We start from the raw sequence: 15,142 nt of genomic DNA on the forward strand, positions 1-15,142 counted from the left end.
TTTAAAAACTATGAAAACTATCAATATTATAAAAAGTATTTTTTTCGTAAGTACACTGGTTTTAAGTGTTAGCTGTACGAATTTGAATGAAGAAATTTTAGACGGAATTCCAACCGGAGGAGAAAATGAGCCTGTAAACACAGCAGCTTTATTACGAACCGCTTATCAGGGTTTAAGAAATTTTCAGGTTCAGGAGCAAATGCATACGTTAAACGAAATGTCTACAGATGCATTAGTTGGGCCAACGCGAGGAGGAGACTGGGATGATAATGGTACGTGGAGACAATTTCATACACTAACCTGGACGCCGGATAATGTCGAGATCAGAAATGCATGGAATAGTTTATTGGCAAGTGTGTACGATTGTAATACAATTATCCAAAATTCTAAAGATCCATCAGAGATTGTTCAGGCGCGTTTTTTAAGAGCATTCTATTATTATAATGTTTTGGATTTATACGGACAAACTCCACATAGAGATGCAGGAACTCCATTAACAAGTGATCCTAAAGTTTGGACAAGAGCTGAAGCTACAGATTTTGTACGTACTGAATTAGAAGCTATTTTACCAAATTTACCCGCACGTGTTGCAGGAGATGCAAGTATTGTAAATGAAGATGCAGGACATTTTTTATTGGCTAAAATTTACTTAAATCTTGCTGTTTTCAAAGCCGCAAATCCTGCCGGACCGTATACTTTTGAAGCTGCAAATATGAATAAAGTTATTGCGCATGTTGAAGCCATAAAAAGTAGTTTAGCCGATTCGTATTGGGATAATTTTGTGCCGGAGAATAACAATTCGCCAGAAATTTTATTCTCTTCAAAAAACGTTTTGGGAGATGGTGGAGCTCTTGGAGATTACTGGAGATACGGAATGCATTACAACCAAACACCAGATGGTTACAACGGTTTTTGTACTGTTGGCGAATATTATGACCGTTTTAATGCTGCGGATGACCGTCGTCAACATTCAACACCTGAAATTATTGCACATTTTGGAAACCCAATCGGATTTCAATACGGGCAAATGTATGCCCCTGAAACTACAGATGAGGTTACTGGTGAAGTTACGCCAGGAGGAACAATTCCTTTGAAGGATAGAAACGGGAATCCTTTATTCTTTACCAAAGAAGTAACGCTAATTCTTTCAGGACCAACGATTGAAACAGCGGGAATTAGAACTCAAAAATACCAACCGGATGTTAATAATTTAGACAATCCTGAAAACGACTTTATCTTAATGCGTTATGCAGATGCATTATTAATGGAAGCCGAAGCAATTCTTAGAGGAGGTACTGCGTCAGGAAACGGTTCAGCTCAGGATATTATGGACAAAATTGCTGTTCGAACAGGAGTTCCTGCGCCAACGGCAACTTTAGAAAACTTGTTAGCCGAAAGAGGTAGAGAATTATGGTGGGAAGGCTGGAGACGAAATGATATGATTCGTTTTGGAACTTTTCTTGGACCAAGAGAATTGAAAAAGAATACTTCTCCGGAGAAATATTTATTGTATTGTCTTCCTTCAGATGCTTTATTTAATTTGAATTTAAAACAGAATCCGGGATATTAAACGTAAATTTTCATGTTTAGCAAATTCGGTATGCAAAATCCTATTGGCAAAGGTTTTGTATATCGAATTTGTATTTTATCAATTTTGAATTTCAGTTTTCAACTTTTGGAATTCTTCGTTTTTCAGCGTCAGAAATTCCATTGTAGAGAGAATATTACTATGATTTAAAAGATTTAATGATTTTGGATCAGCATCACAGAAATCAAGAAACAATTCTTTTTCCTCAGGTTTTAATTTTAAATCTCTTTTAAAAAAAACATTAGGAATTGATTTTGCTACAAGTTTTTTGAAGTCATTAGTAGGTGTTAATGTTTTAGATTCGTCTTTATCTTTTTTAAACAAATTTTTAATTCCGGTTGCCATTCTGCCAAAGTCCAGACCACCTGCAATACTTCCGTCATTCACGCCTGTATATTTTTGTAAAGAGGCAGCATCTTTTTCAAGTTTTACCGCATCTAAATCTTTTTGAGAAATTTTAAAAGAATTCTTTTTTAGGTCAGTAATTATTACTTCGTCAAGTTCTTCTGGTTTTATACTCATGTTTACTTCAAGATTGTCAGCGGCAATATATTCTTTAGTAACTCTTAATCTCTTAAAGAAGTAATCTTTCGAAAAGAAAATCAAACTATCTTTTACATGTACTAAAATCGAAAATTCTCCGAGTGAATTTGTAGTTGTACTTGTTTTAGCTGTTTTATTAATAACCTCAACATTCTTTAAAGGATTATTTTGAAAAATAACCTTTCCGTGAAGTAATTTTTCAGTTTGAGAAATCGAAAGCTGGTACGTTAAAAAAGAAATTGTAGTGAGTAATTTTACTTTCATTTTGAGAAATTGGTTAGGTTTTATTTAGTTTTTAGGCTCACTTTTTAGTTTCTGAAATTCTGTGTTTTTAGCGTATAGAAAATCCATTGTATAAAGTAAATTTTTCTGTTGTACCAGAATTTTTGCATGTGGATCAGCATCGCAAAATTGTAAAAACAAATCTTTTTCGTCTGGATTAAGTTTTAAACTGTTTGTAAAAAAATCTAAGGGAACAGTTGCTTCAGCTAATTTTTTGAAGTCTAATTCTTTGAATTTAAATTGATCTTTCTTGTCTCTTTTGCTTTTTTTTCTAAACAAATTGAAGATAGCTATAAAATCCATTCCGTTTGCGATACTTCCATTATAAACACCAGTAGATACTGGTCCCATTGGTACTATTGTAGAGTTTTCATTAGCAACTCCAACATGAGGAAACTTTATATTTGTAATTATAACTTCATCCAGTTCTTCCGGTTTGACAATCATATTAACAGTAATATTATTTTGATCTATACTTTCTGATGAAACTTTTAATCTTTTGAAAAAATAATCTTTCGAGAAGAAAATTAAACTGTCTTTTACATTTACTAGAATCGAAAATTCTCCTAACTCATTTGTTCGTGTACTTGTTTTAGCCGTCTTATTAATAACCTCAACATTCTTTAAAGGATTATTTTGCGAAACGACTTTTCCGTGAAGTAATTTTTCAGTTTGAGAAATCGAAAGTTGATACGTTAAAAAAGAAATTGTAGTGAGTAATTTTACTTTCATTTGGAGCAATTGGTTAGATTTTATTTAGTTTTTAGGCTCACTTTTCAGTTTCTGAAATTCGACGTTTTTAGCGTATAGAAAATCCATTGTAGACAATACATTTGAATTCTCTAAAAGCTTTTTAGATCTCGGATCAGCATCACAGAAATCAAGAAACAACTCTTTTTCTTCGGGTTTTATTTTTAAATCGTTGATAAAAAAGGCACGAGAACAAGAAGCCATAACCAGTTTTTTAAAGCGTTGGTCAACTTCGATTGTTTTCTTCTGCTTACCTTTTAAAGGAAATGAAATTCGAAGCGCTTCTCTAATTGAATTATCACTAACTCCTGTATTCCAGGATAAATCTTTGGCTTTTTTACTGATTAATAGATCTGCAAGATCATCAGCGCTAATCTTAACTTTATCAAATTCGACCTGATTTATCACAACTTCATTCAATTCTTCAGGTTTCAGAATCATGTTAACGAGGAGATTGCTGTTCTCAATATCTTTGGTGGTGATTTTTAATCTAGTAAAGAAATAATCTTTCGAATAGAAAATTAAACTGTCTTGTGCTTTTACTGAAATCGAAAACTCTCCCAAATTATTTGTTCTTGTACTTGTTTGAGCAGTTTTATTAATTACTTCCACATCTTTGAGTAAGATTGTTTCAGAACGAACTTTTCCTTTTAGGAGTTTTTCAGTTTGAGAAATTGAAAGCTGATAGGTTAAAAAAGAAATTGTGGTAAGTAATTTTACTTTCATAGAGGATTAATTAGTTGAAAGTAAAATTATTAGAATTGTCTTAACTAAAACTTAGCAAATATGTAAATTCTTGTTAATAGATTTTTTCGAAGATGAGGTTTTAGATTAAGTTTTCAGTTAATCAGATTACGACTGAAAACTCTCTATAATATCTCAAGTAAATCTGAAGGATTGTTTAATACCAGTTTTGCGCCAGTTGCGATTAGTTCGTCTTTTGTTCTATATCCCCAGGAAACCCCAACCGGAAACATTTTAGCATTTGTTGCAGTTTGTATGTCGATATCAGAATCGCCTACAAAAAGAATTTCATCTGTTTTTAAGTTCCAGCTTTTACTTATTTCGATTGCCTCAAACGGATTTGGTTTTTTAAGTGATTCAGTACTTAAACCAACCGCAGCATGAAAGTAATCAGGGAATATTTCGGCTACGATTTTTTTGGTGAGTTCATCGGCTTTGTTCGAAAAAACAGCTAATTTGAAATCTTGTGACGCCAAATGATCTAATAATTCAATAATTCCGTTGTAAGGTTTTGTTTTTAGCGTGCAAATCTCGCGATATTCCGTAATCATGTTTTGAAAACTGATTTCGATCTCACGTTCTGTATTATTTGATGCCGGCAAAGCTTTACTTACCAAATTCCGTAAACCGCTTCCAATAAAATATTGATAATCATCATACGAATGTGTTGGATAATTTAGTCTTTGTAGTATTGTATTCATCGCATCAGAAATGTCTTCCAATGAATTTACCAACGTTCCGTCCAGATCAAAAATAACACCTTTAAATTTCATGAGATTATATATTATTTGCCAAAATAAAACCGCTTGTCCATGCATTCTGAAAGTTAAAACCTCCCGTAATAGCATCTATATTTACAATTTCTCCAGCAAAATAAAGATTTTGATGCAGTTTGCTTTCCATGGTTTTAAAGTTGATTTCTTTTAAATCGATTCCGCCTGCGGTTACAAATTCTTCTTTGAAAGTGCTTTTTCCGTTTACTTGAAATTTTGCTTTTGTCAATTGAGAAGCTAGATTCTGTAATTGGTTTTTAGATAAATCTGCCCATTTCGTTTCTGCTTCAATTTCTGAAGCTAAAACCAAGCTTTCCCATAAACGATTAGGAAAATCAAAAGGAGACTTTTTCGAAACCGCTTTTTTAGCATGTTCTTGTTTTAAGTCTTTCAGGATTTTCTCGGCATCTTCTGTATCAACATCATTTAACCAATTTACGAAAATCGTAAACTGATAATTTTTATCGAATAAAATACGAGCGCCCCAAGCCGAAAGTTTTAGAATTGCAGGACCGCTCATTCCCCAATGTGTGATTAATAAAGGTCCGGTCGATTCCAGTTTTGTATCTTTTACGTTTACGGTAACTTGTGCCGCAACGCCGGGCAATTCTTTTATTCTGGGATCTTTTATGTTGAAAGTAAATAGGGAAGGAACCGGACTCACGATTGCGTGTCCTTGCGTTTGCAGCATTTCCCAGATTTTAGGATTACTTCCTGTTGCCAAAACTAATTTTTCGGTAGCATAGTTTTCATCCTGCGTATCGATTTTCCAATGATTTTCGGCTTTAAAAATCGATTGAACGCTTTGTCCGGTCAAAACTTTAATGCCTAATTTTCCAGTTGCTTCCAGGAAACAATCTATAATAGTTTGAGAGGAATTCGAAACGGGAAACATTCTTCCGTCGTCTTCGATTTTTAATTCGACACCATGTTTTTCGAACCATTCGATAGTATCGCCGGAACAAAACTGATGAAAAGGACCGCGAAGTTCTTTTTCGCCACGCGGATAAAATTTAACCAATTCATTAGGTTCAAAACAAGCGTGTGTTACATTACATCTTCCGCCACCGGAAACACGGACTTTAGAAAGCACTTCTTTTCCTCTTTCTAAAATTGCAATTTTCAGTTTCGGATTTTTCTCTGCAATATTAATCGCTGTAAAAAAACCTGCAGCGCCTCCGCCAACAATAATTATATCGAAATTTTTAATCATATTTTTATTTACGACGTCTAAATATCTTTGTCAAAGTTTCAAACTTTGACAAAGATTCGGACAGTCAGTTTTATAGTTTATCCGGAAAATCAGAGATAATTCCGTCTACGTTATAGCTTTTTATTTTTTGAATGTCTTCTGTTGTGTTTACTGTCCACGGTAAAACCTGAAATCCTTGTTCTTGTATTTTTTTGGTGTTTTCCAAAGTCAACAATTGATAATCCGGATTGATGGCGTGTGCTTTTATTGTTTCGGCAAAAGCCAAAGCTTTATCCAGATCTTCTTCTGTCAAAACTCCAATTGCTATTTTTGGATTTAGCTTGTGAACTTCCTCTAAATAATTCCATTCAAAACTTGAAATAATGAAATTTTCATAATTCCAGTTTTTATCCAAAATATATTCTTCAATCAAAGCCACAACTTTACTTGCTGTTCCGACACCTTTTAACTCGACATTGATCAGACATTTTTTGTCTATCAAATCAAAAACTTCAATTAAAGTTGGAATTTCAAGTTTACCGTCAATCAAAACCGATTTCAATTCGGACAAAGATAATGTATTTACAAAGCCTTTCCCGTTCGTTGTTCTGTCGATGGTTTCGTCGTGAATAACCACGATATGTCCGTCAGCGCTTAAGTGAACATCGAGTTCGATTCCGTCAGCATTTAAGTCTAATGCTTTTTGGAAAGATTTTAAAGTATTCTCGGGTTCGTATCCGGCTGCACCGCGATGTCCTATTTTTAGCATGTTTTGAAGGATTTAACCGCAAAGGTCGCAAAAAATAGATTTGCTATGTGTAGTTTTACCGCAAAGTGCGCAAAGTTTTTTGTGTAAGTGATTTTATAAAACACAAAGTTCGCAAAGCTTTGTGTTGATTTAGCTTTGCGAACTTTGCGTTTATTAAGATATTACCAGATAAAATCCTTGCGTCCTTTGCGGTTAAATTTTTTCCAATAAAACAACATCAAAATCACTATCAATAGTAACTTTTCCATCTATAACTTCAGCTTCCTGATTAGAATAAGCGTCTCTTAATTTTGTTCCGTTTTGGAAAATAGAATTAACAGGAAGCTCTTTTTTGCCTTTCAGTAAATCTAAACCAATAATGACTTTATCTTCGAAAGTTTCTTTGGTAAATGTTCTCGAAAAAACATAAGGTTCACTACTAATCTGAGTATGAATTCCGGCACCAATAGCAGGATGATTTCGTCTAAATTGCCCTAATTTCTGCCAATGTAAAAGTGTTTTTTGTACTTCAGAATTGTTTTGAATATCATCCCAATTCATGTTTGAACGTAATGTAGCATCGCCTTGTGTGCCTTCAATAACCAAAGATCTGTTAGATTCATCGCCATAATAAACCTGAGACATTCCAGGCGAAAGCAATAATTTAGTTCCGGCTTCGATACCTTTTACTCTGTTGGCATCAAAAGGCTGTCCATCATCGTGTGATGACATATAATTTAAAACCGAATATCCTTTTAAGTCATTGTTTAAAGCATTCGAATATTTAGAAAATAAACCTTCATAATTATTCTGAGCAGCATTCCATTTAAATTCAAAATTGATCATGCTGTTAAAACCATTCTGAAAGTAGTTTACTTTTCGATCTCCAAAATCATAATCTTGTCCGCCGCTGATTCCGTAACCGTAAACTTCGGCAATGGTATAAAACGGGTTTTGATCTAAAACTTCTTTTGGGTGATTTTTTTTCCAGGTTTCAAACGCATAATCACATTCTTTTTTAAAGTCAGACCAAACGTTTTCATCTGTGTGTTTTACAGTATCTCCACGATAACCATCAACGCCAAATTCGGTAATATAATCGGTTAGCCATTTTATGATATAATATTTAGGCGTTCTTGGATAATTTGTTCTTTTGAAAAATTCATCCAATGAAGCAATTTCTTTTTCATATCGACCTTCTTTTTTCCATTTTTCGATTAAAAAAGGAGGTAATTCTACTTCTTGCGTACTCTCAGTTCTCACATCCGGAAGATTCTCTACTAAAGTACACATTGTTGTATTTTCGAATGATTTATAGTCGCAAACAACACCAGTTCGAACCCAGTCTGAAGGCCAAACAGGATCTTCTGGAGTTACAGGTCCAGTATGATTTATTACGCCGTCGAGAACAATTCGGATACCTTTTTCGTGTGCTTTTTTTACCAGATTTGCAAGATCTTCTTTAGTTCCAAAATTTGGATCTAAAGCCGTCCAATCTCTTGCCCAATAACCATGAAAACCATAACTAAGACCAGTTCCTTCGTCAACTCCATCATGAATTTGCTCTACAATTGGCGTAAGCCAAATAGCATTGATTCCTAATTTTTCAAAATAACCGGATTCGATTTTTTTGGTAATTCCAATGATGTCTCCGCCTTCAAAACCACGTAATTTTCCCGGAGTTTTGGTTCGGTTGAAGTTTAAATCGTTAGAAGGATTTCCGTTATAAAATCGATCGGTAAGTAAAAAGTAAACATTTGCTCCTTCCCAGACGAAAGGTGTTTTCGAAGTATTTTCGTGATTCATTGTAACTGATTTAGAGCCAGAACAACTCGTGATTAAGAATACTAAAGATAAAAAAAGGAAAGTGTATTTTTTCATTTATTCTAAATTTAACAAGCATTTATAATTTTGATTAATAAAAAAATTCCGCCACGAATTCACGAATTATTTTTTGACAATCTTTGATGGTAAAAATTCGTGAATTCGTGGCGGAAAAACTTTGCGTAGACGCACTGCTGTGCGCCTCTACGATACATACTGTCGCAAACAATATTGCGAACTTTGCAGTTAAGCTTTATTCCAATTCTAAAACCACTGCTGATTTAGGTTCCAAAGTAATTTCAGAAGTTAAATCGAATGTTTTTCCGGTTAGAACATCTTTTCCGGATTTAAAGTTTTTGATGTTTTCTTTAAAACGATTGGTTTTAATAGTCTGCTCTTTTGCATTGTTATTAAAAACTACCATTACGGTTTTTGTATCTGTATATCTGAAATAAACATAGGTGTTATTTTCCGGAATATAATGTGTCATTTTCCCGAAGTGAACGGCTTCATTTGATTTTCTCCAAGTGAATAATTTAGAAGTAAAATCAAAGAATTTGGCTTGTTCAGCGTTTCTTCCTGCTGCGGTAAATGCGTTGTTTTTGTCGCCATTCCATCCGCCTGGAAAATCCTGACGAATATCTGCATCGCCTTTGCCTTTATCGCCGCCCATTCCAATTTCTGAACCATAATACAATTGCGGAATTCCGCGAACCGTTGCTAATAATGTCATTGCCAGTTTGTATTTTGGAAAATCATATTTAAACTTATCATTCATACGATCTGTATCGTGATTTTCGGCAAAAACCAAAATGTTATTCGTATTTGGATATAAATAATCCATTGCAAAATTGTTATAGAATTTGATCAAACCGCTGTCCCAGTTTGGTTCGTCTTCGCTGAAAGCAGAAGTAACCTGACTTTGCAAAGTAAAATCCATTACGCTAGGCAAATTCGAATTGTAATTTTCGATCGCGCCAATTTTACTGTCTTTTTGCCAAAAGGCTAAGTTCGCCTGATTGTGCATCCAGATTTCTCCAACAATATTAAAATTAGGATATTCATTTGTAATTGATTTAGCCCAATTTGACATTGTCGTTGGATCAGAATAATTATAAGTATCAACTCTAAATCCATCCAAATTGGCAAATTCAATCCACCAAATGGCGTTTTGAGTTAAATATTTTGAAACAAGAGGATTTTTTAAATTCAAATCTGGCATTGAAGGTACGAACCAACCATCGATACAAATTTCCTGATCTAATTTTGACGCGTGAATGTCTGTAATAACTTCACGACGGTGATGTGTTTGTGTAAAGTTTTCGAATTGATTGAACCATGTTTTAGTCGGAATATCACTCATCATCCAGTGTGTGATTCCCCAGTGATTTGTAACATAATCCATCACCAATTTCATGTCTTTTTTATGCATTTCTGCCGAAAGACGTGCATAATCATCATTGGTTCCGTAACGCGGATCTATTTTGTAAACATCAGATTGTCCGTAAGTATGATATGAATGTTGTTTGTCGTTGTCTTCACATAAAGGCGTGCTCCAAATTGTAGTTGCGCCAAGAGACGAAATATAATCCAGGTTTTTAATAATTCCTTCGATATCGCCGCCATGACGTCCGCTTGGATCCTGACGATTTCCTTTTTCTGTTAAAGAAGCATTACTGTCGTTCTTAGGATTTCCGTTAGCAAAACGATCCGGCATGATTAAGTAAATCATATCCGATGCATCGTAACTTTTTCTATCTGCCGAATTTGCTCTTCTTTCTTTAAGGGAATATTTTTGTGTAAAGGCAACTTTGTTTTTGGTTTTGAAAGAGAAAACCAATTCAGAAGCTTTTAGGTTTTGTGTATCAATTGTAACGAAAAGGTAGTTTGGATTTTCTGTTTTTTCTACATTTTTAATCACAACATTATTAGAAACCGAAGCTTCGTATTGTGCAATATTTTTTCCGTAGAACATAATTTGTAACTCCGGATTTTTCATTCCGGCGTACCAAAATGGCGGTTCTGTTTTCTGGATTTGCGCATTCGCGGAAGCAGAAAAAATTAGAACAAATAATAGTATTTTATAAAGTATTTGGTTGGTTTGGAATGAAGTTTTTTGTTTGTTCATAGTAAAGATGAATTTAAACCATATAAGAAATGTAAGAACATTTAAGACAAAAACTGGGGAGATTTCTATTTAAATGGACTTACATTTCTTATATGGTTAATTAAATTATTTAGTTTCGATAATGCTTATTGCATAACCTCCGCCAGGAGCAGATAACTGCGATAATTTTGATTTATTTGTTACTGCAATTTTCTTGATAGTATAAGCTTGCGGATTTGTTTTGTAATGCGCATCTTTTGCATCAGCATAAATTGTAGCGGTATATTTTTTACCTTTTTCAAGGAAACAGAAATCGATGTTTGATGTACGTGGAGTTTCTCCGTTTACGTTTCCTACGAACCAATTGTTTGTACCTTTTGCTTTACGGGCAACAGTGATATAATCTCCTGGTTCAGCTTCAATATATTTGCTTTCTGACCAATCTACAGCCACATCTTTAATGAATTGGAATGCATCTGGAAAACGGTTGTAGTTATCCGGAGTATCAGCTGCCATTTGCAACGGGCTGTACATTGTAACGTATAATGCTAATTGGTTTGCAATTGTACTGTTTACATGAGATTTGTTGTCTGGATTCATTTTGCTGATATCCATTTCGAAGATTCCAGGCGTGTAATCCATTGGACCACCAATTAAACGTGTAAATGGTAAAACTGTTACGTGATTTGGTTTAGAACCTCCAAAAGCTTGGTATTCTGTTCCTCTTGCAGCTTCGTTTCCAATTAAGTTAGGATAAGTTCTGCAAATTCCTGTTGGACGAACTGCTTCGTGAGCATTCACCATAATTTTATAATCAGCTGCTTTTTCAATTGCATATTGATAGTGATTTACAATCCATTGATCGTAATGGTTTTCACCACGAGGTAAAATATCTCCAACATATCCACTTTTTACAGCATCATATCCGTTGTCTTTCATAAATTGGTACGCTTTGTCCATGTGACGCTCGTAGTTACGAACTGAACCTGAAGTTTCATGGTGCATGATGATTTTAATTCCTTTAGATTTTGCGTATTCGTGCAAACCTTTTACATCAAAATCAGGATAAGGCGTTACGAAATCAAAAACATAATCTTTTGAATGTCCAAACCAGTCTTCCCAACCTTCGTTCCAACCTTCAACTAAAACGGCGTCGAAACCATTTGCAGCAGCAAAATCAATGTATTTTTTTACGTTTGCATTGTTTGCTCCGTGAGTTCCGCTTGGCTTTGCTTTAGAGAAATCAGAAACTCCCAATTGTACTGTAGGGAAATCGTTTGTGTATGACCAAGAGCTTTTTCCTGTAATCATTTCCCACCAAACACCAACGTATTTTACTGGTTTAATCCAAGAAGTATCATCAATTTTTGATGGATCATTTAAGTTCAAAGTCATTTTTGAAGCTAAGATTTCTGTAGCATTATCGCTTACCATAATCGTTCTCCAAGGCGAGTGACTTGGCGCTTGCATATATCCTTTGTCTCCTTTTGCATCTGGCGTTAACCAAGATTCGAAAATCATGTTTTTGTCATCAAGATTCAAGTGCATACAAGAATAGTTGATCAAAGCTGCTTCGTGTAAGTTGATGTAGATTCCGTCAGCAGTTTTTAACATCAAAGAAGTCTGAACTCCTGTTGGTGAAAAGTTCTTTTGAGAAACATTTGCCGTATATGCTTTTTGAGATAAACCTCTAATTTCAGATAATTTAGATTTTGTATAATCGTATTCCTGAGTGTCATAATCTCCCGGAATCCAGAAAGCTGTGTGATCTCCAGCCATTGCAAACTGAGTTCTTTCTTCTTTGATTACGAAATAAGTAAGATTCTTTTGAGCAGGAAATTCATATCTAAATCCAAGTCCGTCATCAAATAAACGGAAACGAATTATGATTTGTCGGTCAGTTCCTTTTTGATTTAAAGTAACAGCCAATTCATTATAGTGATTTCTAATATTGTCTACTTCACCCCAAACCGGTTTCCAGTTTTCGTCAAAAGTGGATGTTTTTGTGTCTACAACTGTAAAATCATTCAATAAAGATTTTTTGTCATCTTTAAGTTCAAGACCTAATTTACTGGTTTTTACAACTTCTTTATTTTTGTATTTTAAATTGTAAGTTGGAGTTCCGTCATTTTGAAGCGAAAATTCCATTACGAACTTGCCTTCGGGTGATTTTAATTGTTGCGCTTTTGCAATCGAGCTAAAAGCAAACAAGATTAAACTTGCGAAAAATAAGTTTTTCATGTTTTTTAGTTTTAAGGGTATTGTAATTTAATTTATTTGTACAAATTTACTTGCAATTACAGGGTTTCCGTTCACGACAATTGTTAAATCTTGGTCGCCATCTACTGTAAAAGTGGTTTCGTTATGATTTACAGCAACTTTCAGAATTTGATTTCTAAAGTTGATTTTAAACGAATAACCTTTCCATTCTTTTGGAATTTTTGGAGCAAAATGAAGCTGATCATTTTTAACACGCATTCCGCCAAAACCTTCTACAATACTCATCCATGTTCCCGCCATTGAAGTAATGTGACAACCTTCTTCGACTTCTTTATTATAATCATCAAGATCAAGACGAGAAGTTCTTAAATAGAAAGTATATGCCATATCCATTTTGTCCAGATGTGCAGCCTGAATTGAGTGTACGCAAGGCGAAAGTGAACTTTCATGAACCGTAAATGACTCATAAAATTCAAAATTTCGTTTTAATTCTTCTTTAGAAAAATGATCTTCAAAGAAATAAAAACATTGCAAAACATCGGCTTGTTTAATATAAGGTGAACGTAAAACACGATCCCAAGACCATTTTTGATTGATTGGTCTTTGCGAACGATCTAAGTCTTTTACCGGAACTAAATCTTTGTCTAAGAAACCATCTTGTTGCAAATAAATACCCAATTCTTTAGAAATAGGGAAGTACATATCATCAGCCACTTTTTTCCATTCCTGAATTTCATTAGCCGAAAGTTTTACTTTTTCTAATACACGTTTGTGATCTGCAGGATATTCTGTTGCAACTTTATTAATTTGTTCTGTTGCATAATCAATACACCATTTTGCAATATAATTGGTGTAGAAATTATTATTGATATTGTTTTCGTATTCGTTTGGACCTGTAACTCCAAGAATTACATATTGATTTTTTTCTTTAGAAAAAGAAGCTCTTTGGTGCCAGAAACGTGCAATTCCAATTAAAACTTCCAGACCTTTTTCAGGAATATAAGAGTAATCTCCCGTGAAACGGTAATAGTTATAAATCGCAAATGCAATCGCTCCGTTTCTGTGGATTTCTTCGTGTGTGATTTCCCATTCGTTATGGCATTCTTCTCCATTCATGGTAACCATTGGATACAAAGCAGCGCCATTTTTGAATCCTAAATTGTCTTTGGCATTCTCGATTGCTTTATCCAATTGATTGAAACGATACGTCAATAAGTTTCTCGCAACTTGCTGATCTTTAGTTGCCATATAAAACGGAATACAATACGCCTCAGTATCCCAATAAGTTGATCCTCCGTATTTTTCTCCTGTAAAACCTTTTGGACCAATATTCAAACGAGAATCTTTTCCTAAATAAGTTTGGTTCAATTGAAAGATGTTGAAACGAATTCCTTGTTGTGCTTTTACATCGCCATCAATTGTAATATCTGACATTTCCCAGATTTTACTCCAAGCCTCAATTTGATTTTGAAGTAAAGTATCGTATCCTAAATTAACGGCAGCTTTTATTGTTTTTTCGGCTGCAGCCAAAGTGTTTTCGTGGTTTAAAGAAACAGTATATCCACCAATTTTCTGAATTGATGAGGTTTGTCCTTTTGCGATAATAGTTCCGTAAGTAAACTGAACTTTATCTGTTGTTGAATCGATTGTTGAAGGTGAAATATTTACGTTTTCTCCATTTGCAAAAATCGTATTGTGCATGAAAGTCGTAACTTTAAAATGCGTTTTAAAAGTTTGCGCGGTTACAAAAGCGTCACTATTTGATTTTTTTACTTCTAATGGTTCCCAGAATTTTTCTTCCCAGTTTGCATCTTCATTAGTTACACCAGCGTCAATATAAGGTTTGTAAACGATCTTTGCATCTTTGTTTAAAGGCGTAATTTCGTATTTGATAATTCCGGCTTCATCCAGATCCAAAGAAAGAAAACGGCGAACGTTTACCGCAATTTCGGTTCCGTTTTTCAACGTAGCTTCAAAAGAACGATTGTACCAGCCTTCTTTCATATTCAATTCTCTACGGAAGTTTTTAACTTCAGTACAAGTATTTAAATCTAGGTTTTCTTCGTTGATTTCTACGTCAATTCCAATCCAGTTTGGAGCGTTTAATACTTTCGCAAAATACTTTGGATATCCGTTTTTCCACCAACCAACTTTGGTTTTATCCGGATAATAAATTCCTGCGATGTAACTTCCCTGAAAAGTTTCACCAGAATAAGTTTCTTCAAAATTGGCGCGTTGTCCCATCGCACCGTTTCCGATACTAAAAAGACTTTCGGACGATTTTACTCGTTCGGCATCAAATCCTTCTTCAATGATGGACCAGTTATCTGGTTTTATATAATCTTGATTCATTTTTTTTAATTAGATAATT

The 15,142-nt window shown here is 34.3% G+C and carries 11 protein-coding genes; 1 reads left to right on the forward strand and 10 read right to left on the reverse strand.

Annotation, left to right across the window (positions count from 1 at the left end; genetic code table 11):
• The first annotated feature begins 10 nt into the window (after nt 1-10).
• A complete protein-coding gene (locus CLU81_RS14675) occupies nt 11-1,570 on the forward strand; it encodes a RagB/SusD family nutrient uptake outer membrane protein (protein ID WP_099710488.1) in 1,560 nt (519 codons plus the stop codon).
• A gap of 78 nt (nt 1,571-1,648) precedes the next feature.
• Here CLU81_RS14675 and CLU81_RS14680 read toward each other — a convergent pair whose 3' ends face one another.
• The 10 genes from CLU81_RS14680 to CLU81_RS14725 all read right to left on the reverse strand — a co-directional run bounded on the left by CLU81_RS14680 (nt 1,649) and on the right by CLU81_RS14725 (nt 15,123).
• The gene (locus CLU81_RS14680; RefSeq protein WP_099710489.1) at nt 1,649-2,395 is read right to left on the reverse strand and encodes a hypothetical protein; all 747 of its coding nucleotides are present in this window, start codon (nt 2,393-2,395) and stop codon (nt 1,649-1,651) included.
• Nucleotides 2,396-2,419: 24 nt separating this feature from the next.
• Entirely contained in the window at nt 2,420-3,145 is a 726-nt protein-coding gene (locus tag CLU81_RS14685) for a hypothetical protein (protein ID WP_099710490.1), read from the reverse strand.
• Between the two features lie 24 nt (nt 3,146-3,169).
• Nucleotides 3,170-3,889 (reverse strand): hypothetical protein, encoded by a 720-nt coding sequence (locus tag CLU81_RS14690; RefSeq protein ID WP_099710491.1) that lies wholly within the window; start codon nt 3,887-3,889, stop codon nt 3,170-3,172.
• Between the two features lie 143 nt (nt 3,890-4,032).
• Nucleotides 4,033-4,680 (reverse strand): HAD family hydrolase, encoded by a 648-nt coding sequence (locus tag CLU81_RS14695; protein ID WP_099710492.1) that lies wholly within the window; start codon nt 4,678-4,680, stop codon nt 4,033-4,035.
• 4 nt (nt 4,681-4,684) lie between these two features.
• The gene (locus tag CLU81_RS14700; protein WP_099710493.1) at nt 4,685-5,893 is read right to left on the reverse strand and encodes an NAD(P)/FAD-dependent oxidoreductase; all 1,209 of its coding nucleotides are present in this window, start codon (nt 5,891-5,893) and stop codon (nt 4,685-4,687) included.
• A 70-nt stretch (nt 5,894-5,963) separates the two neighbouring features.
• Nucleotides 5,964-6,641 (reverse strand): glycerophosphodiester phosphodiesterase family protein, encoded by a 678-nt coding sequence (locus tag CLU81_RS14705; RefSeq protein ID WP_099710494.1) that lies wholly within the window; start codon nt 6,639-6,641, stop codon nt 5,964-5,966.
• 192 nt (nt 6,642-6,833) lie between these two features.
• A complete protein-coding gene (locus tag CLU81_RS14710; protein ID WP_099710495.1) occupies nt 6,834-8,501 on the reverse strand; it encodes an alpha-amylase family glycosyl hydrolase in 1,668 nt (555 codons plus the stop codon).
• Nucleotides 8,502-8,697: 196 nt separating this feature from the next.
• Entirely contained in the window at nt 8,698-10,572 is a 1,875-nt protein-coding gene (locus CLU81_RS14715; protein ID WP_099710496.1) for a glycoside hydrolase family 13 protein, read from the reverse strand.
• A gap of 105 nt (nt 10,573-10,677) precedes the next feature.
• Nucleotides 10,678-12,792, reverse strand: a complete 2,115-nt coding sequence (locus CLU81_RS14720) for a glycoside hydrolase family 97 protein (RefSeq protein WP_099710497.1) — start codon at nt 12,790-12,792, stop codon at nt 10,678-10,680.
• Nucleotides 12,793-12,819: 27 nt separating this feature from the next.
• Entirely contained in the window at nt 12,820-15,123 is a 2,304-nt protein-coding gene (locus CLU81_RS14725; protein ID WP_099710498.1) for a glycoside hydrolase family 65 protein, read from the reverse strand.
• Between the last annotated feature and the right edge of the window lie 19 nt (nt 15,124-15,142).

Source organism: Flavobacterium sp. 9 (genome assembly GCF_002754195.1).
In the GTDB taxonomy this organism is placed as follows: Bacteria; Bacteroidota; Bacteroidia; order Flavobacteriales; family Flavobacteriaceae; genus Flavobacterium.